The following is a 21,038-nucleotide window of genomic DNA, read 5'->3' as shown; positions in this document are numbered from 1 at the left end:
GTCGTTGGTTAGCAACTGACGACTGAACGGAGAGTCAAATGGCCAAAGCAAAATTCGAGCGTAACAAGCCCCACTGCAACATCGGCACCATTGGTCACGTCGACCATGGCAAGACCTCGCTGACCGCAGCGATCACCAAGGTGCTTGCAGAAACCGGCGGCGCGACGTTCACCGCCTACGACCAGATCGACAAGGCGCCGGAAGAGAAGGCCCGCGGCATCACGATCTCGACCGCACATGTCGAGTACGAGACGCAGAACCGCCACTACGCCCACGTCGACTGCCCCGGTCACGCCGACTACGTGAAGAACATGATCACCGGTGCCGCCCAGATGGACGGCGCGATCCTGGTCGTGTCGGCCGCTGACGGCCCGATGCCGCAGACCCGTGAGCACATCCTGCTCGCCCGCCAGGTCGGCGTGCCCGCGCTCGTCGTGTTCCTGAACAAGTGCGACATGGTCGACGATCCGGAACTGCTCGAGCTGGTCGAGATGGAGGTTCGCGAACTGCTCTCGAAGTACGAGTTCCCGGGCGACGATATTCCGATCATCAAGGGTTCGGCGCTCGCCGCCCTCGAAGACAAGGACAAGGCCCTCGGCCACGACGCCATCCTCGAGCTGATGAAGCAGGTTGACGCCTACATTCCGCAGCCGGAGCGTCCGATCGACCAGCCGTTCCTGATGCCGGTTGAAGACGTGTTCTCGATCTCGGGCCGCGGCACCGTCGTCACCGGCCGTGTCGAGCGTGGCATTGTCAAGGTCGGCGAGGAAATCGAGATCGTCGGTATCCGCGCCACCCAGAAGACTATCGTCACCGGCGTCGAAATGTTCCGCAAGCTGCTCGATCAGGGCCAGGCCGGCGACAACATCGGTGCGCTGCTCCGCGGCACCAAGCGCGAGGAAGTCGAGCGTGGCCAGGTGCTGTGCAAGCCCGGTTCGGTCAAGCCGCACACCAAGTTCAAGGCTGAGGCTTACATCCTCACCAAGGAAGAGGGCGGTCGTCACACCCCGTTCTTCACCAACTACCGTCCGCAGTTCTACTTCCGCACCACCGACGTGACCGGCGTTGTGCACCTGCCCGAAGGCACCGAGATGGTGATGCCGGGCGACAACATCGCGATGGAAGTGCACCTGATCGTGCCGATCGCGATGGAAGAAAAGCTGCGCTTCGCGATCCGCGAAGGCGGCCGCACCGTCGGCGCCGGCGTCGTCGCCGCCATCATCGAGTAAGGGTGGATCAGTCAGTTTGCAGCGGGTGGGTTCGCCCACCCGCCGCTCACCACTCGCTATTCGCTAATCGAGCGACGAAGAAAGAGATACGGCAATGAACGGCCAAAACATTCGCATCCGTCTCAAGGCGTTCGACCATCGAATCCTCGATACGTCGACCCGTGAGATCGTGAACACGGCGAAGCGCACCGGTGCGCAGGTTCGCGGACCGATTCCGCTGCCGACCCGCATCGAGAAGTTCACCGTCAACCGTTCGCCGCACGTTGACAAGAAGAGCCGCGAGCAATTCGAGATGCGCACCCACAAGCGCCTCCTCGACATTGTCGACCCGACCCCGCAGACCGTCGATGCGCTGATGAAGCTCGATCTGGCCGCCGGTGTCGACGTCGAGATCAAGCTCTAAGGTTTTGGATTTTTACGTCCGCCGCTTGCGGACAGAAAGACAGGAAGCACGCCGATGCGCTCCGGAGTGATCGCACAGAAGGTCGGGATGACGCGGGTCTTTACGGAGACCGGCGAGCATATCCCTGTGACCGTGCTGAAGTTGGGCAACTGCCAGGTGCTGGGCCACCGCACGACCGAGAAGAACGGCTATGTCGCTCTTCAGCTCGGCTCGGGCGCCCGCAAGACGGTGTACATGCCGAAGGCCGAACGCGGCCAGTTCGCGGTCGCCAAGGTCGAGCCGAAGCGCAAGGTTGCCGAGTTCCGCGTGTCCGAGGACGCGCTGATCCCGGTCGGGGCGGAGATCCAGGCGGACCATTTCGTGGTCGGCCAGTTTGTCGACGTGACCGGCACCTCGATCGGTAAGGGTTTCGCCGGCGGCATGAAGCGCTGGAATTTCGGCGGTCTGCGCGCCACCCACGGCGTCTCGGTCTCGCACCGCTCGATCGGTTCGACCGGTGGCCGTCAGGACCCCGGCAAGACCTTCAAGAACAAGAAGATGCCCGGTCACATGGGCGTCGACCGCATCACCACGCTCAATCTGCGCGTGGTTTCGACCGACGTCGAGCGCGGCCTGATCCTCGTCGAAGGCGCCGTTCCCGGCTCCAAGGGCGGCTGGATCTCGGTGCGCGACGCGGTCAAGAAGCCGCTGCCGAAGGAAGCCCCGAAGCCCGGCAAGTTCAAGGTTGCCGGCGGCGAAGCTGCCGAGGCTGTGACCGAGAAGGAGGGTGTGTGAGATGGAACTGAAAGTCACCACCCTTGAAGGCAAGGAAGCTGGTTCGGTCCAGCTGTCGGACGAGATCTTCGGTCTCTCGAGCCGCGCAAGGATATCATCCAGCGTTGCGTGCAGTGGCAGCTCAACAAGCGCCAGGCCGGCACCCACAAGGCGAAGGGTCGCGCCGAGATTTGGCGCACCGGCAAGAAGATGTACAAGCAGAAGGGCACCGGCGGCGCCCGTCACGGCTCGGCCCGCGTGCCGCAGTTCCGCGGCGGTGGCCGTGCCTTCGGTCCGGTTGTTCGCTCCCATGCGACCGACCTGCCGAAGAAGGTGCGCGCGCTCGCGCTGAAGCATGCGCTGTCGGCCAAGGCCAAGGACGGCGGGCTGATCGTGATCGACAATGCGCAGCTCGAGGCGGCCAAGACCAAGGCTCTGATCGGTCACTTCTCCGGCCTCGGCCTGACCAATGCGCTGATCATCGACGGCGCCGAGCTGCACAACGGTTTCGCGACCGCGGCCCGCAACATCCCGAACATCGACGTGCTGCCGATCCAGGGCATCAACGTCTACGACATTCTCCGCCGCCACAAGCTGGTGCTGACCAAGGCTGCGGTTGATGCGCTGGAGGCGCGCTTCAAATGAAGAACATCGATCCGCGCCACTACGACGTCATCATCTCGCCGGTCGTGACGGAAAAGGCGACGCTCGCCTCCGAGCACAACAAGGTGCTGTTCAAGGTCGCCGGCAAGGCGACCAAGCCGCAGATCAAGGAAGCGGTCGAGAAGCTGTTCGACGTCAAGGTGAAGAGCGTCAACACCCTCGTCCGCAAGGGCAAGACCAAGGTGTTCCGCGGCAATCTCGGCTCGCAGTCGGACACCAAGCGCGCGATCGTGACCCTTGAAGAGGGCCACCGCATCGACGTGACTACCGGACTATAAGGCGCAACGACGATGGCATTGAAAACCTACAATCCCACGACGCCGGGCCAGCGCCAGCTGGTCATGGTCGATCGTTCGGCGCTCTACAAGGGCAAGCCGGTGAAGACCCTGACCGAGGGCAAGCTCGGCAACGGCGGTCGCAACAACACCGGTCGCATCACCGTGCGTTTCCGCGGCGGCGGCCACAAGAAGGCCTACCGCACCGTCGACTTCCGCCGCGACAAGGTGGACATGCCGGCGGTGGTGGAGCGGCTCGAGTACGATCCGAACCGCACCGCGTTCATCGCGCTGATCAAGTATCAGGACGGTGAGCTGGCCTACATCCTGGCGCCGCAGCGTCTGGCGGCGGGCGACACCGTCGTCGCCGGCAACTATGTCGACGTCAAGCCGGGCAACGTCATGCCGCTCGGCAACATGCCGGTCGGCACGATCGTGCACAACATCGAGCTGAAGATCGGCAAGGGCGGCCAGCTGGCGCGCTCCGCCGGTACCTATGCCCAGATCGTCGGCCGCGACCAGGACTACGTGATCGTCCGCCTGAACTCGGGCGAGCAGCGTCTCGTGCACGGCCGTTGCCGCGGCACGATCGGCGCGGTCTCGAACCCGGATCACATGAACATCTCGATCGGCAAGGCCGGTCGTACCCGCTGGCTCGGCTGGCGTCCGCATAACCGCGGCGTCGTCATGAACCCGATCGACCATCCGCACGGCGGTGGTGAAGGTCGTACCTCGGGCGGTCGTCACCCGGTTACTCCGTGGGGCAAGCCGACCAAGGGCAAGAAGACCCGCACCAACAAGTCGACCAACAAATTCATTCTCCTCAGCCGCCACAAGCGGAAGAAGTAAGGAACGCCGGACATGGTTCGTTCAGTCTGGAAAGGCCCGTTCGTCGAGGGTTCTCTGCTCAAGAAGGCAGATGCCGCGCGCGCGTCCGGCCGTCACGACGTCATCAAGATCTGGAGCCGTCGCTCCACCATCCTGCCGCAGTTCGTCGGCCTGACCTTCGGTGTCTACAACGGCCAGAAGCATGTGCCGGTGGCGATCAACGAGGAAATGGTGGGTCACAAGTTCGGCGAGTTCTCGCCGACCCGTACCTTCCACGGCCACTCGGGCGACAAGAAAGCCAAGAAGGCTTGAGGAATAGACGATGAGCAAACCAAAGCGCGAACGTGTCCTCGCGGACAATGAGGCCAAGGCCGTCGCCCGCATGCTGCGCGTCAGCCCGCAGAAGCTGAACCTGGTGGCGCAGCTGATCCGCGGCCGCAAGGCTTCGGCTGCGCTCGCAGACCTGCAGTTCTCGCGCAAGCGGATCGCGGTCGACGTCAAGAAGTGCCTGGAATCGGCGATCGCCAACGCCGAGAACAACCATGACCTCGAGGTCGACGATCTCGTCGTTGCCGAGGCGCATGTCGGCAACGGCATCGTGATGAAGCGTTTTGCTCCGCGCGGCCGTGGCCGTTCGGGCCGTGTGTTCAAACCGTTCTCGCACCTGACCATCGTGGTTCGTCAGGTCGAGGCCGAGGCAAGCGCCTAACTAGGGCGCAGGAGAAGACGATGGGTCAAAAGATCAATCCAATCGGGCTGCGTCTCGGCATCAACCGGACCTGGGACTCCCGTTGGTTCGCCGGCAAGCAGGAATACGGCAAGCTGCTGCACGAGGACGTCAAGATCCGCGAGATCCTGCACAAGGAGCTCAAGCAGGCGGCCGTCGCCCGTATCGTGATCGAGCGTCCGCACAAGAAGTGCCGCGTGACGATCCACTCGGCCCGTCCGGGCGTCGTGATCGGCAAGAAGGGCGCCGACATCGACAAGCTGCGCAAGAAGGTTGCCGACATCACCTCGTCGGACGTCGTGATCAACATCGTCGAAATCCGCAAGCCGGAGCTCGACGCGACCCTGGTCGCTGAATCGATCGCCCAGCAGCTCGAGCGCCGCGTTGCGTTCCGCCGCGCCATGAAGCGCGCCGTGCAGTCGGCGATGCGTCTCGGTGCCGAGGGCATCCGCATCAACTGCTCGGGCCGTCTCGGCGGCGCCGAAATCGCGCGCATGGAGTGGTACCGCGAAGGTCGCGTGCCGCTGCACACGCTGCGCGCCGACGTCGACTACGGCGTTGCCACCGCGTTCACGACCTTCGGCACCTGCGGCGTCAAGGTCTGGATCTTCAAGGGCGAGATCCTCGAGCACGATCCGATGGCCCAGGACAAGAAGATGGCCGAGGGCGACAACACGCCGCGTTCGCGCCGCGACGCCGCTTGAGGCAAAGCAGGAATTTGAGGGCTTAAAGCCATGATGCAACCTAAGAAGACGAAGTTCCGGAAGGCGCATAAGGGCCGTATCCACGGCGTTGCGACCTCTGGCGCGACGTTGGCGTTCGGCCAGTTCGGCCTGAAGGCGATGGAGCCTGAGCGCGTCACCGCCCGTCAGATCGAAGCCGCCCGCCGCGCGCTGACCCGTCACATGAAGCGCGCCGGCCGCGTCTGGATCCGGGTGTTCCCGGACGTGCCGGTGTCGAAGAAGCCCGCCGAAGTCCGCATGGGCTCCGGCAAGGGCGCGCCGGAATTGTGGGTGGTCCGGATCAAGCCGGGCCGTGTGATGTTCGAGATCGACGGCGTGCCGGTGCAGACCGCCAAGGAGGCGCTGTCGCTCGCCGCCGCCAAGCTGCCGATCAAGACGCGCTTCGTTGCGCGCATTGCGGAGTAATCGCCATGGCCGAGATGAAAGTTGAAGACATTCGCGCGATGAGCGACGACCAGCGGGACGACGCGGTCCTTAACCTGAAGAAGGAACGCTTCAACCTGCGTTTCCAGCGCGCCACCGGGCAGCTGGAGAACACGTCGCGGATGCGGGAAGCCCGCCGCGATATCGCTCGTATCAAGACCATCGCCGCGCAGCTGCGCGCGAAGAAGAAGTAAGGGGCCAGCTATGCCGAAACGTACTCTGCAGGGCGTGGTCGTCAGCGACAAGCAAGCCAAGACCGTGGTGGTGCGCGTTGACCGCCGCTTCACCCACCCGATCTACAAGAAGACGATCCGCCGTTCCAAGAACTACCACGCGCACGACGAGGACAATCAGTTCAAGCCGGGCGACATGGTCTGGATCGAGGAATCGAAGCCGATCTCGAAGCTGAAGCGCTGGACCGTGGTCCGGGGCGAACACAAGAAAACGGCCTGATTACCTCGGCCTGGCCGAAGTCATTCAGGGAAATTTTGGGCGCGCTAAAGCGCAGAAAGAGGACGAGGTGCATCAATGATTCAGATGCAGACCAACCTCGACGTGGCCGATAATTCAGGCGCACGCCGTGTCATGTGCATCAAGGTTCTTGGGGGTTCCAAGCGCCGCTATGCCACCGTGGGCGACGTTATCGTTGTGTCGATCAAGGAAGCCATTCCGCGTGGCAAGGTGAAGAAGGGCGACGTGATGAAGGCCGTCGTGGTCCGGGTCCGCAAGGACATCCGCCGCGCCGACGGTTCGGTCATCCGTTTCGACCGCAACGCCGCCGTGCTGATCAACAATCAGTCCGAGCCGGTCGGCACCCGTATCTTCGGGCCGGTGCCGCGCGAGCTGCGCGCCAAGAACCACATGAAGATCATTTCGCTCGCGCCGGAGGTGCTGTGATGGCTGCCAAGATCCGCAAGGGCGACAAGGTGATGGTGCTCACCGGCCGCGACAAGGGTCGCACCGGCGAGGTGTTCGAGGTGCGTCCGGACGAGAACAAGGCTCTCGTTCGCGGCATCAACATTGTGAAGCGTCACCAGAAGCAGAGCCAGACCCAGGAAGGAGGCATCATCTCCAAGGAGATGCCGATCCACCTGTCCAACGTTGCGTATGTCGGCAAGGACGGAAAGCCGACCCGCATTGGGTTCAAGATTCAGGCCGATGGCAAGAAGGTTCGTGTTGCCAAGAGCTCGGGAGCAGAGATCGATGGCTGATACAGCTTACACGCCGCGTCTGCGCGCGGAGTATGACACGAAGATCCGCGGCATGATGACCGAGAAGTTCGGTTATGCCAACGTGATGCAGGTGCCGCGCCTCGACAAGGTCGTGCTCAACATGGGCGTGGGCGATTCCGTCAACGACCGCAAGAAGGCCGAGACCGCCGCCGCCGAGCTGAGCCAGATCGCCGGTCAGAAGGCGATCGTGACCTATTCGCGGATCGCGATCGCGACCTTCAAGCTGCGTGAGAACCAGCCGATCGGCTGCAAGGTCACGCTGCGCAAGACCCATATGTACGAGTTCATCGACCGCCTGGTGAACGTGGCGCTGCCCCGCGTCCGCGACTTCCGCGGCCTGAACCCGAAGAGCTTCGACGGCCGCGGCAACTATTCGCTCGGCATCAAGGAGCACATCATTTTCCCCGAGATCGACTTCGACAAGGTCTCGGAAGCGCGTGGCATGGACATCACGGTGTGCACCACCGCCAAGACCGACGACGAGGCGCGTGCCTTGTTGGCCGCTTTCAATTTCCCGTTCCGGCAGTGAGTAGCTGAGCCAAAGCCACTCAAACGCGGATACCCAGGAGCCAAGCATGGCAAAGAAGAGTTCGATCGAGAAGAATAACCGGCGCAAGCGGATGGCGAAGAACGCTGCTCCGCAGCGTGAGAAGCTGAAGGCGATCATCGCCGACAAGACCAAGCCGATGGAAGAGCGCTTCGCGGCGACGCTGAAGCTTGCCGAGATGCCGCGCAATTCGTCGCCGACGCGCATCCGCAACCGTTGCGAGCTGACCGGGCGTCCGCGCTCGAACTATCGCAAGAACAAGCTCTCGCGCATCGCGCTGCGTGAACTCGGCTCCAAGGGCCTGGTTCCCGGGCTCGTGAAGTCGAGCTGGTAAGAGAGGGTCGGAACAATGTCTACGCACGATCCGATCAGCGATCTCATCACCCGCATCCGCAACGCGCAGATGCGCTCCAAGTCCAAGGTTTCGACCCCGGGCTCGAAGATGCGCGCCAACGTGCTCGAAGTGCTGAAGTCCGAGGGTTACATCCGCGGCTACGCCAGCGTCGAGCATGCCTCGGGCCGCAGCGAGCTCGAGATCGAGCTGAAGTATTTCGACGGCGCGCCCGTCATCCGCGAGATCGAGCGGGTGTCGAAGCCGGGCCGCCGCGTTTACGCCTCGGTGAAGAACCTGCCGCGCGTGAACAACGGTCTCGGCATTTCGGTGTTGTCGACGCCGAAGGGAATCATGGCTGACCACGAGGCGCGCGACGCCAACGTGGGCGGCGAAGTTCTCTTCACGGTGTTCTGAGGAAGGATTTTACGATGTCACGTATCGGCAAAAGGCCGGTGGCGATCCCGTCGGGTGTGACGGCAAGCGTCGAGGGCCAGACGGTGAAGGTGAAGGGGCCGAAGGGCCAGCTTCAGTTCGTCGTGCATGACGACGTCGAGGTGAAGTTCGAGAACGGCCAGGTCAAGGTCGCGCCGCGCGTCAAGACCAACCGTGCGCAGGCGATGTACGGCACCGCGCGCGCGCAGGTCGCCAACCTCGTCGAGGGCGTCACCAAGGGCTTCGAGAAGAAGCTCGAGATCACCGGCGTCGGCTACCGCGCCGCGATGCAGGGCAAGAACCTGCAGCTCGCGCTCGGCTACAGCCACGACGTGGTCTACGCGATCCCGGAAGGCATCACCATCGCGGTGCCGAAGCCGACCGAGATCATGATCACCGGCAACGATCCGCAGCGCGTCGGCCAGGTCGCCGCCGAGATCCGCGCCTACCGCCCGCCGGAGCCCTACAAGGGCAAGGGCGTGAAGTACGCCAACGAATTCATCTTCCGCAAGGAAGGCAAGAAGAAGTAACGGAGCCGGTCATGTCACTCAAGGTTACGAATGCCCGGCGCAAGCAGCGCGTCCGCCTTGCGCTTCGCCGCTCGGCTGGCGGCCGTCCGCGGCTGTCGGTGTTCCGCTCGTCCAAGCACATCTACGCCCAGGTCATCGACGACCAGAAGGGCGAGACGCTCGCGTCCGCCTCGTCGCTGGAGAAGAACCTGCGCGACGCCGGCAAGACCGGCGCCGACATCGATGCGGCGAAGGCCGTCGGCAAGCTGCTGGCGGAACGCGCGGCGCAGAAGGGTGTCAAGGAAGTCGTGTTCGATCGCGGCGCCTACATCTATCACGGGCGCGTCAAGGCGCTCGCGGATGCGGCGCGCGAAGGCGGGTTGAGCTTCTAAACGTTACGAACGATTACAGGATAGAGGCGTAAGGCCTCCTAGAGATTGGAAAACACCATGGCAGGTGAACGCGAACGCGGCGGACGCGAACGGAGCAGGGATCGCGAAGAGCGCGACAGCGAGTTCGTCGACAAGCTCGTCCACATCAATCGCGTGGCGAAGGTCGTCAAGGGCGGCAAGCGCTTCGGCTTTGCGGCGCTGGTCGTGATCGGCGATCAGAAGGGCCGGGTCGGTTTCGGCCACGGCAAGGCGCGCGAAGTTCCGGAAGCGATCCGCAAGGCGACCGAATCGGCGAAGCGCAACTTGACGCGCGTCGCGCTGCGCGAAGGCCGCACGCTGCATCACGACGTCGCCGGCCGTCACGGCGCCGGCCGCGTCTATCTGCGTACCGCTCCGGCGGGTACCGGTATCATTGCCGGCGGCCCGATGCGCGCAGTGTTCGAGACGCTCGGCATCCAGGACGTGGTGGCGAAGTCGATCGGTTCGTCGAATCCCTACAACATGGTTCGCGCAACCTTCGACGCGCTGAAGCATCAGGATTCGCCGCGCTCGGTGGCTGCCCGCCGCAACATCAAGGTCTCCACCCTGCAGTCGCGCCGCGTCGGCGGCGACGCCGAAGTGGTGGCGGAATAACAACGCGCGCTTCTCGAAGCGCTATTCGGAGTTACTGTCATGGCCCAGGCCAGCAAGACCATCAAGGTCGAGCAGATCGGCAGCGCAATCCGCCGCCATCACTCGCAGCGTTCGACGCTGATCGGCCTCAAGCTCAACAAGATCGGCCGGGTTGCCGAGCTGCAGGATACCCCTGAAGTTCGCGGCATGATCAGCAAAGTTCAGCATCTCGTCCGCGTCGTCGGCGAGTAAGCAGAGATAAGGAGAAGGGCGATGAAGCTCAGCGATATCGCCGACAACGCCGGCTCGCGCAAGAAGCGCATGCGTGTCGGCCGTGGCATCGGTTCCGGCAAGGGCAAGACCTCGGGCCGCGGCGGCAAGGGCCAGACCGCGCGTTCGGGCGTCCGCATCAAGGGTTTCGAAGGCGGCCAGATGCCGATGCATCGCCGTCTGCCCAAGCGCGGCTTCAACAACATCTTCCGGCTCGACTTCGCCGAGATCAATCTCGACCGTCTGCAGGAAGCGATCGACAACAAGCTGGTCGATGCGAGCGCGACGGTGAACGTCGAGTCGCTGGTGAAGGCCGGCGTGCTGCGCCGCGCCAAGGACGGCCTGCGGCTGCTCGGCCGTGGCGAGATCAAGACCAAGCTGACCATCGAAGCCCACGGCGCTTCCAAGTCGGCGATTGCTGCGGTCGAGAAGGCCGGCGGCTCGGTCAAGATCCTGGCCCCCGCCAAGGACGAAGGCGAGGCGGCGTAACATCTGCGTCATTGCCCGCGGCCTGCGCGGGCAATCCGCAGATCGAAGGATGGACTTATCGAGGCCGAGCACCAGATAATGTCCGGTGTCTGCCGACGGCCCCGAGAGGACTGGTTCCTTGGGGGCGTCGGCGAAGCGGGCTCCGGGAGAAAGCCGAACATGGTCTCAGCAGCCGAACAACTTGCCGCAAACCTCAATTTCGGACAGCTGGCGAAAGCCGACGAGCTGAAGAAGCGCATCTGGTTCACCCTGGGTGCGCTGCTTGTTTATCGGCTGGGCACCTACATCCCGCTGCCGGGCATTGATCCCAACATCTGGGAGCAGGTGTTCCGCAGCCAGTCCGGCGGCATCCTCGGCATGTTCAACATGTTCGCCGGCGGCGGCATCCACCGCATGGCGATCTTCGCACTGAACATCATGCCGTACATTTCGGCATCGATCATCGTGCAGCTCTTGACCACCGTGTCGCCGCAGCTCGAGGCGCTCAAGAAGGAAGGCGAGGCGGGCCGCAAGACGCTGAACCAGTACACCCGCTATCTGACGGTGATCCTGGCGCTGTTCCAGTCCTACGGCATCGCGATCGGCCTCGAAGGCGCCGGCAATGTCGTCAGCGACCCCGGCATGTTCTTCCGGATCTCGACCGCGATCACGCTGACCGGCGGCACCATGTTCCTGATGTGGCTCGGCGAGCAGATCACCTCGCGCGGCATCGGCAACGGTATCTCGCTGATCATCCTGTCCGGCATCGTCGCCGAGCTGCCGTCGGCGCTCGCCAACATGCTGGAACTCGGCCGCCAGGGCGCGATGTCGACCGGCCTGATCCTGATCGTCATCGTGATGGCGGTCGCCGTGATCGCCTTCATCGTGTTCATGGAGCGGGCGCAGCGCCGGCTGCTGATCCAGTATCCGAAGCGGCAGGTCGGCAACAAGATGTTCGAGGGCCAGTCCTCGCATCTGCCGCTCAAGCTCAACACCTCGGGCGTGATTCCGCCGATCTTCGCCTCGTCGCTGCTGCTGCTGCCGACCACGGTCGCGAACTTCAACGCCGGCAAGGGGCCGGAGTGGTTCCAGTGGCTCACCACCCAGCTCAGCCACGGCCGGCCGCTGTTCCTGCTGATGTATCTCGCGCTGATCGTGTTCTTCGCCTTCTTCTACACCGCGATCGTGTTCAACCCGACCGAGACCGCGGACAATCTGAAGAAGCACGGCGGCTTCATCCCGGGCATCCGGCCCGGTGAGCGCACCGCCGAATACATCGACTACGTGCTGTCGCGCATCACGGTGCTCGGCGCGATCTATCTCGCGATCGTCTGCCTGATTCCTGAAATTCTGATTTCCTACGCCTCGGTCCCGTTCTACTTTGGCGGCACTTCGCTCCTGATCGTCGTCAGCGTGACGATGGATACGGTGTCGCAGGTGCAGGGCTATCTGCTCGCTCATCAGTATGAGGGGCTGATCAGGAAGTCGAAGCTCAGGGGAGGCCGCCGCCGCTGATTGCGGCGCGGCCTCAAACTCAAAAACACAGGTGTGCGGACGTCGCCCACCTAGCCGGGGGGCGAAACAGATATGAGATTGATCCTTTTGGGGCCGCCGGGCTCGGGCAAGGGAACCCAGGCGCAGCGGCTCGTGCACCGGCATGGCATCGTTCAGCTCTCGACCGGCGAGATGCTGCGCGCAGCCGCGGCCGCGGGCACCCCGGTTGGCTTGCAGGCCAAGGAGATCATGGCCAATGGCGGCCTGGTTCCCGACGAGGTCGTGGTGGGAATCATCGCCGACCGGATCGAGGAGCCCGACGCCAAGAAGGGCTTCATTCTCGACGGCTTCCCGCGCACCGTGCCGCAGGCGGAGGCCCTGGACGAGCTGCTCCGGAAAAAGCACCTCAAGCTTGACGCCGTCGTCGAGCTGCGCGTCAACGAAAGCGCGCTGCTCGCACGTGTCGAGAAGCGTGCCGAGGAAACCCGCGCGCGCGGCGAGGAAGTCCGCCTCGACGATACGCCGGAAGTGCTGACCAAGCGCCTGGCGCAGTACCGCTCGCTGACGGAACCGCTGATTCACTATTATTCGGAGCGGCGGAAGCTTCTGACGGTCGATGGGATGATGACCATCGAGCACGTCACCCGCGAGATCAACCGGATCCTGACCGCGCTCGGCGCGCTGGAACCGAAGGAGCACGAGGAGCCCAAGATCGCCTCGAAGGCCTCCAGGACAGCCAAGAAGACTGCGAAGACGGCGACCAGGAAGGCAGCCGAATCGGCCAAACAGGCCGCCAAACCGGCCCGGAAAGCCGCCAAGGTGGCCTCAAAGCCGGTCTCCAAGGCCAAAGCTGCCAAGAAGACTACCAAGAAAGCTGCGAAGCAGCCGGCCAAGAAGACCGTGAAGAAGGCCGCAAAGCAGGCCGCCCGTGCCGCGAATGCCCGGAAGGGGGCAAAAGCGGCCAAAAAGGCAGCAAAAAAGCTCACGAAAAAGCGAGCTAAACGCTAGGAGCGGTTGACGAAACCGACATGAATCCTTTAATAAGCCCCGCATCCAAGTTGGATAGTTTTATGACGATGCCGGGCCCCGAAGGACATGAGGGGAAGGGCGTCGTGTTCGCGTTTGTGGACACAAGCCCGCAGAGAGCAAGAACTTGAGAAGCCCGCATCCGTGATGGAGCGGCGACAGGAGAGAAGTCCGTGGCCCGTATTGCCGGCGTCAACATTCCTACCAACAAGCGCGTGCTGATCGCGCTTCAGTACATCCATGGTATCGGCCAGAAGAACGCGGCCGACATCATCGAGAAGGTCAAGATTCCGGTCGACCGTCGCGTCAACCAGTTGACCGACCAGGAGGTCTTGCAGATCCGCGAAGTCATCGACCGCGACTATCTGGTCGAGGGCGATCTTCGTCGTGAGGTCGGCATCAACATCAAGCGGCTGATGGACCTCGGCTGCTATCGCGGCCTGCGTCATCGCCGTGGTCTGCCGGTGCGCGGCCAGCGTACCCACACCAATGCGCGCACGCGCAAGGGGCCGGCCAAGGCGATCGCCGGCAAGAAGAAGTAAGTTTTGCGAATTGCGGGTGGGGGGTAGCGAATCGAAATTCGCTGCTCGCCATTTGCGTTTTGAGGTGTAGCCGCTGGCACTACGGCGGCGTTGAGATCACAGGAAAGGTTTGAAATGGGCAAGGAAGCCACCCGCGTACGTCGCCGCGAACGCAAGAACATCGCCTCCGGCATCGCGCACGTGAATTCGTCGTTCAACAACACGACCATCACCATCACCGACGCGCAGGGCAACACCATCGCCTGGTCGTCGGCCGGCACGATGGGCTTCAAGGGCTCGCGCAAGTCGACCCCCTATGCCGCGCAGGTCGCGGCCGAAGACGTCTCCAAGAAGGCGCAGGAACACGGCATGCGCACGCTGGAGGTTGAAGTGGCCGGCCCGGGTTCGGGCCGTGAGTCGGCGCTCCGTGCGCTGCAGGCTGCGGGCTTCACCGTCACCTCGATCCGCGACGTGACCACGATCCCGCACAATGGCTGCCGTCCGCGCAAGCGTCGGCGCGTTTGATCTGTAAATCGCGGGCGGCATCTAGCCGCCCTGCGATCGTTTTTGGAATTGACCGCGCGGACTGTTCCGCGATCTCCAACGCCAGGTTCGGCCATACGACGGGCCCAACGACTGGCACATGGGTGAACAAGTGACGATCCAGAAAAATTGGCAAGAACTCATTCGACCGAACAAGCTGCAGGTGACGCCGGGCTCGGACGCGAGCCGGTTCGCCACCGTGGTCGCCGAGCCGCTCGAGCGTGGCTTCGGCCAGACGCTCGGCAACGCGCTGCGTCGCATCCTGCTGTCCTCGCTGCAGGGCGCGGCGGTGCAGTCGGTGCATATCGACGGCGTGCTGCACGAGTTCTCCTCGATCGCCGGTGTCCGTGAAGACGTCACCGACATGGTCCTCAACATCAAGGACATCTCGATCAAGATGCAGGGCGAAGGCCCGAAGCGCATGGTCGTGAAGAAGCAGGGCCCGGGCGCCGTCACCGCCGGCGACATTCAGACCGTCGGCGACGTCACCGTGCTCAACCCCGACCTGCAGCTCTGCACGCTGGACGACGGCGCCGAGATCCGCATGGAATTCACGGTCACGACCGGCAAGGGCTATGTCGCCGCCGAGCGCAACCGGCCTGAGGATGCGCCGATCGGTCTGATCCCGGTCGACAGCCTGTTCTCGCCGGTCCGCAAGGTCTCCTACAAGGTCGAGAACACCCGCGAGGGCCAGATCCTCGACTACGACAAGCTGACCATGACGATCGAGACCAACGGCGCGATCACGCCGGACGACGCGGTGGCCTATGCTGCGCGCATCCTGCAGGATCAGCTCAACGTGTTCGTCAACTTCGAAGAGCCGCGCAAGGAAGTTACGCAGGAGATCATCCCCGATCTCGCGTTCAACCCGGCGTTCCTCAAGAAGGTCGACGAGCTCGAGCTGTCGGTGCGTTCGGCGAACTGCCTGAAGAACGACAACATCGTCTACATCGGCGACCTCGTGCAGAAGTCGGAAGCGGAAATGCTCCGTACCCCGAACTTCGGCCGCAAGTCGCTGAACGAGATCAAGGAAGTGCTGGCCCAGATGGGTCTGCACCTCGGCATGGAAGTGCCGGGCTGGCCGCCGGAGAACATCGACGAGCTCGCCAAGCGCTTCGAGGATCACTACTGATTTGGTCATTCCGGGGCGGCTCGCAGAGCCGAACCCGGAATCTCGAGATTCCGGGTTCGATGCTGCGCATCGCCCCGGAATGACGTCATAGGGCGAACGCAGGATGCCCACCTGCAAAACTTGTCGCTGAACCACCGCGGCAGAATTGAAGAAGGAAGAAGTCAATGCGTCACGGCAAGGTTCATCGGAAGCTCAACCGCACCGCCGAGCACCGGCGTGCGATGTTCGCCAACATGGCGGCCGCGCTGATCAAGCACGAGCAGATCGTCACCACGCTGCCGAAGGCCAAGGAGCTGCGGCCGATCGTCGAGAAGCTCGTCACCCTCGGCAAGAAGGGCGGTCTCTCCCTGCGCCGCCAGGCGATCTCCGAGCTGCGTGACCTCGATCAGGTCAGGAAGCTGTTCGACACGCTGGCGACCCGGTACAAGGATCGCCAGGGCGGCTACACCCGCATCATCAAGGCCGGCTTCCGCTACGGCGACAACGCGGCGATGGCCGTGATCGAGTTCGTCGACCGCGACGTCGACGCCAAGGGCCAGGACTCCGGTCCGACCCAGGACAAGGAAGCCGAGGCGGCGTAAGCCCGGTTACCGAGCCAGATTTCGAGAACGGCGCCTTCGGGCGTCGTTTTTGTTTGGTGGCGGCGTTCCATCCCCGTCGTCGTCCTGGCGAAAGCCAGGACCCATTACCCTAAATCTCAATTGTTGCGCGACGCTGGGGCTCAAATCCTTCTCATAATCACCTGCGGTGGTAATGGGTCCTGACTTTCGCCAGGACGACGAGGTGTGTTCCACCTCCTCACGCATCGGTGAGATGCGATTGCGGTGCATCATGCCGCGCCCGATATTTCCATCGACATCAATGGAGATGAAGCCATGAGAATTGACCTTTCCGGAAAGACTGCACTGGTGACCGGCTCGACCGCGGGCATCGGCAACGCCATTGCGAGGGGGCTGGCTGAGACCGGCGCCGAGGTCGTGGTCAACGGCCGCAGCCAGGCCAAGGTCGATGCGGCGGTTGCCGCGATCGCCAAGGCGGTGCCGGGCGCCAAGGTTCGCGGCATCGCTGCCGACGTCTCGACATCGGCCGGTTGCAAGGCGCTGCTCGCGGCGCTGCCCGAGGTCGACATCCTCGTCAACAATGCCGGCATCTTCGAGCCGAAGGGCTTCTTCGACATTCCCGACGAGGACTGGAGCCGCTTCTTCGAGGTCAACGTGATGTCGGGCGTGCGGCTGTCGCGCGGCTACATGCAGGGCATGCTGAAGCGCAACTGGGGCCGCATCGTCTTCATCTCCTCGGAGTCCGGCCTCAACATTCCGACCGAGATGATCCATTATGGCACGACCAAGACCGCGCAGCTTGCGATCGCACGCGGGCTCGCGCAGCTGACCCGCGGCACCGTCGTGACCGTCAACTCCGTGCTGCCCGGGCCGACGATGTCAGAGGGTGTCGAGACCTTCGTCAAGGATCTCGCCAAGCAGAACGGCCAGTCGGTCGAGGAGGCGGCCTCCAACTTCGTCAAGCAGCACCGGCCGACATCGCTGTTGCAACGCTTTGCCAGCACCGAGGAGATCGCCAACCTTGTCGTCTATGTCTGCTCGAAGCAGGCCTCCGCGACCAACGGCGCCGCGCTACGCGCCGAGGGCGGCATCGTCAACACCATTGCCTGAGGCGCGGCCATGTCAGCCTATGTGATTTCCGAGGTCGACGTGAAGGATGCCGCAGGCTTCGAGGCCTATCGCACGATCGCCGCCAGGGCGATCGCGCAGTATGGCGGGCGTTATCTCGTGCGCGGCGGCGCCGCCGAAGCGGTCGAGGGCGGACCGCCGCCAAAGAACATCATCGTCGTCGAATTCCCGTCGATGGCGCGGCTGCGCGAGTGGTACGCGTCGCCGGAATACGCCGAGGCACTCAAGCACCGGCGGGCCGCGCTGGACCGCCGGCTGATCTTCGTCGAAGGCGTTCTGCCGAGCTAGGCTTTGGCCCCGTCGAGGAACTCGCTGAAGCCCGAGGGGCGAAAGGGGCCGAAGCACAACTGCTCCAGCACGCCGATGCCCGTCCGGTCGCCGTGGCGGGCGCGCACCACCTGTTGCACGTGCACGTTCTCGCGGGCCAGCGGATTGAGCGTAGCAGGATCGAACGACTCACCGCCGATCTCGAGCTCGCCCTTCCACATGCCCTGGCCCCATTGCGGATGACCGTAGCCGAGGCCCTTCATCTGGAATTTCAGGATCGGGTCGAGCGCAATGGTCGAGGTATGACCGTCGATGTCGACCAGGTCGATTTCAGCCGACTGCGCCAGCCGCGTGTTCGGCACGTATTTGACCCGGTGCCGCGCGGTCGCCATGCGGCGGTCGCGCCCGTCGACGACGCCGGGGATCTCCGCCTCGCTTCGGTAGAGCGGCGCGGTAATGCCCTCGCGGACCAGCGCCTCGCCATGCGTGCCGTCGAAGAAGATGGCGTGCGAGATGTGGTCGTCCCAGACCAGCGGCGCCCAGAGGAAGAACACGCTCGGCAGCGGCATCGGCGCGCCGCCGACGTCGCGTTCGCCGACATTGCGCACGCCCCAGGAGCGATCCTTGGTGCCGTAGCAGGTGCGATCGTCGACCTTGATCTCGCCATCGGGGTGACGCACGACGCCGTTCCAGCGGCCGAACTGGTCGAACCGGGTCGAATCCATCGCGCGGCGGTCGCCCGACCAAAGCGTCTGGCGCGCTTCCTGGATCGCGGCCGTGCGCGCGGAGAAGGTCAGGTCGCAGGAAAGCCCCGTGGCGTTGTCGTCGAGCACGACGCGGGTCCGCAGCATCGGCTCGATGACCTCGAGCCTGAAAGGGCCGACCTGCATTTCGGTGCGCTCGATCGGCGCCCGCCGCGAACCGTAGAAGCAATGCTGCCGTCCGCCGCGCTCCACGACGCTGAAGGCGCAATCGAGGATCTTGCGGTGCGGGTAGATCGCGATGCCGATGCCGAAATAATACCCGCCGTCCGCGGTGTAGCCGTTGAACCAGGTGCGGTCATAGACATTGCGGTCGCTGGTCGAGGGAACCGCGATCGGCTCCGGCGTCTGGTGGATGGGGAAGTCGTCCAGTTTGTTGAGCACGCCGATCCCTTTCGATAGTCCTCAGTCCTGCCAGTATGAGAAACTGTTGTGGTCCAGCGCTTGCGCGCAGGCGCCACGGGTCATTTTCAGGAACAGCGCGTCGCCACGCTCGGAGCGCTGGACGCTGAGCGCGGAGACGACGCCCATCATGATGCCATGCAGCGTGTAGCGCCGGTAATCCCGCCAGCAAGCATCCCAGTCATAGTCCCGCACGCCGCGCCGGATCAGCTCCGAATGATAGAACCGCACCAGATCGGCTTCATGAAGCCGCCGTTCCGACGGATCGATGCCGGCCGACAGGAAATAGGCGACGTCGACGATGCCGGGCCCCACCGTCAGCGTCTGCCAGTCGAGTGTGGCCATCGGACGGGTGTTGCCGCGGACCTCGAACAGCATGTTGTCGAGCCGGAAATCCGCATGCTGCAAGGTTCGCGGCACCGACCGTTCGGACTGGTAGCGCGGGATCGCGTCCGGAAGCCGGTCGATCAGATCGAGGAATTCCGGCTCGATCACGCCGTGATATCGCTCCTTGTAGTGACCGATGATGCCGGGCAGCACTGCGCGAAGATCCCTGCGCCGGCTTGCGGCAACCACGAAGCATTGCACTGCATCGAGCGTCGGGTCGTTCCATCGCGGCGCATGCAGCGCAGCCGCCTCACGCATCGCTGTCAGGCAGTCGGCGATCGCGCATCCGGCGAGCTGGTCGCCCGGACGCGCAGGCGCCAGATCTTCCAGGATCAGCGTGAAGTCGTCGGTCGCCGGATCGATTTCGGCCAGGATCGGCCGCGGGGTGTGAATGTCGACGGTCGCCGCCAGCTCGCGATAGAACGCGACCTCGCGGACATAGAGCGTGTGCGCGGAACCGGAGCGGCGGCTGTCGGGATCCGCGGCCGGGAATTTGCCGACCACGCTTGCGGGCGCGTTCGGCTCATCGCCGTCATAGGTCAGATGAAATCGATAGCTGTCGCCGACGAGGCCATTGCCGACCGGTTTGCAGACGAGCTCGACGACTCTGGCCTGGTCGATCACACCGGCTTCGCGCAGCGCCCGCGTCATCCACCCCGGATCGATCCGCGACGGATCGGCCGTGAGCAAACTCATCGGTTTCCTCCCATCCCCTTGCATTCCCTTGGGCGTCACCACCGTTCCGGCCGCGTCTCGCACAGCCGGATTAAGGGACGGGGTGATCGTTGCGCAAATCATACAGGCGATGCTGGCTTTGGCAAAAGCCATGCCCCGCCTGTGGGGATATCTCGAAAGGTGCGTAGGGCGGGTTAGCGTCAGCGTAACCCGCCGTTTCTGGCGCGTGGCGTGGTGGATTACGCCTCCGGCTAATCCACCCTACACATTTGTGCTTACCAACCCTCGAGTACGATCTTGCCGCGCGACTTGCCGCTTTCCAGCAGCGCATGGGCGCGCTTGAGGTTGGCAGCGTTGATGGTGCCGAAGGTCTGGTCGAGCGTGGTGCGCAGCACGCCCTTGTCGATCAGGTCGGCCACGTCGTTGAGCAGATGGTGCTGCGCGATCATGTCGGGTGTCTGGAACGAGGAGCGCGTGAACATCGATTCCCAGTGCACCGACACCGCCTTGCCCTTGAACGCGGCGACGTTGAATTCCGCGGGATCGTCGATCAGGCCGAACTTGCCCTGCGGCGCGATGAAGTCGGCGATCGACTTGTAGTGCTGGTCAGTGAAGGTGAGGCTGGCGACGAGGCCGACCGGCGGCAGCCTGAAGCTCTCGATCTGCTCCTTCATCGGCTGCGAGTGATCGATCACCGCATGCGCGCCGAGATCGCGGCACCACTTCTGAGACTCCGGCCGCGTCGCGGTCGCAACCACCGTCAGCCCGGTGAGGCGGCGCGCGAGCTGGATCAGGATTGAGCCGACGCCGCCGGCGCCACCGGTGATCAACAGCGTGCGCGGATCGAGGCTCTTGCCCGGCACCGCGCCGAGCCGGTCGAACAACAGCTCCCATGCGGTGATCGAGGTCAGGGGCAGGGCGGCGGCCTGCGCGAATGACAACGATGCAGGTTTGTTGCCGACGATGCGCTCGTCGACCAGATGAAATTCCGAATTGGTGCCCTGGCGCTGGATCGAGCCCGCGTAGAACACCTCATCGCCGGGCTTGAAGAGCGAGACGTCGGGCCCGACCGCGTCGATCACGCCGGCCGCATCGAAGCCGAGGATCTTGTAGCTGCCGTCGGTCGGCGCCGCGCGCTTGCGCACCTTGTAGTCGACCGGGTTGGCCGAGATGGCCTTCACCGCGACACGGATGTCGCGCCCCTTCGGTTCGGGCTTGGCGATCTCGAAATCGACGAGCGAATCCGCCGCCTCGATCGGCAGCGATTTTTGGTATCCGACGGCCTTCATGCCTGGTCTCCGT

General features: G+C 63.8%; 32 protein-coding genes and 1 pseudogene. 30 read left to right on the top strand and 3 right to left on the bottom strand.

What is annotated here, in order from left to right; genetic code table 11:
* Positions 1–38: 38 nt before the first annotated feature.
* The 30 genes and pseudogenes from tuf (at position 39) to ACVIGA_RS03580 (ending at position 17,532) form a co-directional block, all read left to right on the top strand.
* Positions 39–1,229, top strand: a complete 1,191-nt coding sequence (tuf, locus tag ACVIGA_RS03725) for an elongation factor Tu (protein WP_223967335.1) — start codon at positions 39–41, stop codon at positions 1,227–1,229.
* A gap of 94 nt (positions 1,230–1,323) precedes the next feature.
* Positions 1,324–1,632 (top strand): 30S ribosomal protein S10, encoded by a 309-nt coding sequence (gene rpsJ / locus ACVIGA_RS03720; protein WP_002712302.1) that lies wholly within the window; start codon positions 1,324–1,326, stop codon positions 1,630–1,632.
* Between the two features lie 54 nt (positions 1,633–1,686).
* Entirely contained in the window at positions 1,687–2,406 is a 720-nt protein-coding gene (gene rplC, locus ACVIGA_RS03715; protein WP_456665327.1) for a 50S ribosomal protein L3, read from the top strand.
* A 1-nt stretch (position 2,407) separates the two neighbouring features.
* Positions 2,408–3,030, top strand: a pseudogene (gene rplD, locus ACVIGA_RS03710) (50S ribosomal protein L4).
* Complete coding sequence (locus ACVIGA_RS03705) at positions 3,027–3,326, top strand: 50S ribosomal protein L23 (RefSeq protein ID WP_016843746.1); 300 nt, start codon at positions 3,027–3,029, stop codon at positions 3,324–3,326. The pseudogene rplD and the gene ACVIGA_RS03705 overlap by 4 nt, the downstream one beginning before the upstream one ends.
* A gap of 12 nt (positions 3,327–3,338) precedes the next feature.
* Entirely contained in the window at positions 3,339–4,172 is an 834-nt protein-coding gene (gene rplB, locus ACVIGA_RS03700; protein WP_021081655.1) for a 50S ribosomal protein L2, read from the top strand.
* A 12-nt stretch (positions 4,173–4,184) separates the two neighbouring features.
* Positions 4,185–4,463, top strand: coding sequence for a 30S ribosomal protein S19 (rpsS, locus tag ACVIGA_RS03695; protein WP_018272137.1), 279 nt, complete (start codon positions 4,185–4,187; stop codon positions 4,461–4,463).
* 10 nt (positions 4,464–4,473) lie between these two features.
* Positions 4,474–4,860: a 50S ribosomal protein L22 gene (gene rplV, locus ACVIGA_RS03690; RefSeq protein ID WP_223967338.1), complete on the top strand. Its 387-nt coding sequence runs from the start codon at positions 4,474–4,476 to the stop codon at positions 4,858–4,860.
* Between the two features lie 20 nt (positions 4,861–4,880).
* Positions 4,881–5,582 (top strand): 30S ribosomal protein S3, encoded by a 702-nt coding sequence (gene rpsC / locus ACVIGA_RS03685; RefSeq protein WP_018272135.1) that lies wholly within the window; start codon positions 4,881–4,883, stop codon positions 5,580–5,582.
* 30 nt (positions 5,583–5,612) lie between these two features.
* The gene (rplP, locus tag ACVIGA_RS03680) at positions 5,613–6,026 is read left to right on the top strand and encodes a 50S ribosomal protein L16 (protein WP_016843752.1); all 414 of its coding nucleotides are present in this window, start codon (positions 5,613–5,615) and stop codon (positions 6,024–6,026) included.
* Positions 6,027–6,031: 5 nt separating this feature from the next.
* Positions 6,032–6,238, top strand: a complete 207-nt coding sequence (gene rpmC / locus ACVIGA_RS03675) for a 50S ribosomal protein L29 (RefSeq protein ID WP_212309665.1) — start codon at positions 6,032–6,034, stop codon at positions 6,236–6,238.
* 10 nt (positions 6,239–6,248) lie between these two features.
* A complete protein-coding gene (gene rpsQ / locus ACVIGA_RS03670) occupies positions 6,249–6,497 on the top strand; it encodes a 30S ribosomal protein S17 (RefSeq protein WP_092114991.1) in 249 nt (82 codons plus the stop codon).
* A 75-nt stretch (positions 6,498–6,572) separates the two neighbouring features.
* Positions 6,573–6,941, top strand: a complete 369-nt coding sequence (gene rplN / locus ACVIGA_RS03665) for a 50S ribosomal protein L14 (RefSeq protein ID WP_011473865.1) — start codon at positions 6,573–6,575, stop codon at positions 6,939–6,941.
* Positions 6,941–7,255 carry a 50S ribosomal protein L24 gene (rplX, locus tag ACVIGA_RS03660; RefSeq protein ID WP_456665326.1) on the top strand — a complete coding sequence of 105 codons (315 nt, stop codon included), beginning with the start codon at positions 6,941–6,943 and terminating at the stop codon, positions 7,253–7,255. The genes rplN and rplX overlap by 1 nt, the downstream gene beginning before the upstream one ends.
* Entirely contained in the window at positions 7,248–7,805 is a 558-nt protein-coding gene (gene rplE, locus ACVIGA_RS03655; RefSeq protein WP_223967341.1) for a 50S ribosomal protein L5, read from the top strand. The genes rplX and rplE overlap by 8 nt, the downstream gene beginning before the upstream one ends.
* A gap of 46 nt (positions 7,806–7,851) precedes the next feature.
* Entirely contained in the window at positions 7,852–8,157 is a 306-nt protein-coding gene (rpsN, locus tag ACVIGA_RS03650) for a 30S ribosomal protein S14 (RefSeq protein WP_029081762.1), read from the top strand.
* A gap of 15 nt (positions 8,158–8,172) precedes the next feature.
* Positions 8,173–8,571 carry a 30S ribosomal protein S8 gene (gene rpsH, locus ACVIGA_RS03645; RefSeq protein ID WP_223967342.1) on the top strand — a complete coding sequence of 133 codons (399 nt, stop codon included), beginning with the start codon at positions 8,173–8,175 and terminating at the stop codon, positions 8,569–8,571.
* 14 nt (positions 8,572–8,585) lie between these two features.
* Entirely contained in the window at positions 8,586–9,119 is a 534-nt protein-coding gene (gene rplF / locus ACVIGA_RS03640; protein ID WP_375775248.1) for a 50S ribosomal protein L6, read from the top strand.
* 11 nt (positions 9,120–9,130) lie between these two features.
* Positions 9,131–9,490 (top strand): 50S ribosomal protein L18, encoded by a 360-nt coding sequence (gene rplR, locus ACVIGA_RS03635; RefSeq protein ID WP_029081760.1) that lies wholly within the window; start codon positions 9,131–9,133, stop codon positions 9,488–9,490.
* Between the two features lie 57 nt (positions 9,491–9,547).
* Positions 9,548–10,123, top strand: coding sequence for a 30S ribosomal protein S5 (rpsE, locus tag ACVIGA_RS03630; protein WP_097675080.1), 576 nt, complete (start codon positions 9,548–9,550; stop codon positions 10,121–10,123).
* A gap of 39 nt (positions 10,124–10,162) precedes the next feature.
* Positions 10,163–10,354, top strand: a complete 192-nt coding sequence (rpmD, locus tag ACVIGA_RS03625) for a 50S ribosomal protein L30 (protein ID WP_092114985.1) — start codon at positions 10,163–10,165, stop codon at positions 10,352–10,354.
* Between the two features lie 21 nt (positions 10,355–10,375).
* Positions 10,376–10,861, top strand: a complete 486-nt coding sequence (gene rplO, locus ACVIGA_RS03620) for a 50S ribosomal protein L15 (RefSeq protein WP_176530648.1) — start codon at positions 10,376–10,378, stop codon at positions 10,859–10,861.
* 159 nt (positions 10,862–11,020) lie between these two features.
* On the top strand, positions 11,021–12,355 hold the full coding sequence (gene secY / locus ACVIGA_RS03615; protein ID WP_021081647.1) for a preprotein translocase subunit SecY: 1,335 nt from the start codon (positions 11,021–11,023) through the stop codon (positions 12,353–12,355).
* Between the two features lie 72 nt (positions 12,356–12,427).
* On the top strand, positions 12,428–13,342 hold the full coding sequence (locus ACVIGA_RS03610; protein ID WP_456665325.1) for an adenylate kinase: 915 nt from the start codon (positions 12,428–12,430) through the stop codon (positions 13,340–13,342).
* 191 nt (positions 13,343–13,533) lie between these two features.
* On the top strand, positions 13,534–13,902 hold the full coding sequence (gene rpsM / locus ACVIGA_RS03605) for a 30S ribosomal protein S13 (protein ID WP_050420404.1): 369 nt from the start codon (positions 13,534–13,536) through the stop codon (positions 13,900–13,902).
* Between the two features lie 114 nt (positions 13,903–14,016).
* Positions 14,017–14,406 (top strand): 30S ribosomal protein S11, encoded by a 390-nt coding sequence (gene rpsK, locus ACVIGA_RS03600; RefSeq protein ID WP_006021048.1) that lies wholly within the window; start codon positions 14,017–14,019, stop codon positions 14,404–14,406.
* Positions 14,407–14,524: 118 nt separating this feature from the next.
* Entirely contained in the window at positions 14,525–15,556 is a 1,032-nt protein-coding gene (locus tag ACVIGA_RS03595; RefSeq protein WP_223967345.1) for a DNA-directed RNA polymerase subunit alpha, read from the top strand.
* Between the two features lie 164 nt (positions 15,557–15,720).
* Positions 15,721–16,137, top strand: a complete 417-nt coding sequence (gene rplQ, locus ACVIGA_RS03590; RefSeq protein ID WP_223967346.1) for a 50S ribosomal protein L17 — start codon at positions 15,721–15,723, stop codon at positions 16,135–16,137.
* A 294-nt stretch (positions 16,138–16,431) separates the two neighbouring features.
* On the top strand, positions 16,432–17,226 hold the full coding sequence (locus ACVIGA_RS03585) for an SDR family NAD(P)-dependent oxidoreductase (protein WP_456665324.1): 795 nt from the start codon (positions 16,432–16,434) through the stop codon (positions 17,224–17,226).
* 9 nt (positions 17,227–17,235) lie between these two features.
* On the top strand, positions 17,236–17,532 hold the full coding sequence (locus tag ACVIGA_RS03580) for a DUF1330 domain-containing protein (protein WP_375775244.1): 297 nt from the start codon (positions 17,236–17,238) through the stop codon (positions 17,530–17,532).
* Here the strand turns inward: ACVIGA_RS03580 and ACVIGA_RS03575 are convergent.
* From ACVIGA_RS03575 to ACVIGA_RS03565, 3 genes are all read right to left on the bottom strand, one after another.
* A complete protein-coding gene (locus tag ACVIGA_RS03575; RefSeq protein WP_456665323.1) occupies positions 17,529–18,656 on the bottom strand; it encodes a hypothetical protein in 1,128 nt (375 codons plus the stop codon). The two genes, ACVIGA_RS03580 and ACVIGA_RS03575, sit on opposite strands and share 4 nt — an antisense overlap.
* A 21-nt stretch (positions 18,657–18,677) precedes the next feature.
* Positions 18,678–19,757 (bottom strand): phosphotransferase, encoded by a 1,080-nt coding sequence (locus ACVIGA_RS03570; RefSeq protein WP_456665322.1) that lies wholly within the window; start codon positions 19,755–19,757, stop codon positions 18,678–18,680.
* A 254-nt stretch (positions 19,758–20,011) separates the two neighbouring features.
* Complete coding sequence (locus ACVIGA_RS03565; protein ID WP_456665321.1) at positions 20,012–21,025, bottom strand: zinc-binding alcohol dehydrogenase family protein; 1,014 nt, start codon at positions 21,023–21,025, stop codon at positions 20,012–20,014.
* Positions 21,026–21,038: the final 13 nt, after the last annotated feature.

Source organism: Bradyrhizobium sp. USDA 3240, assembly GCF_054063295.1.
This window is presented reverse-complemented; position numbering and strand designations above follow the sequence as displayed.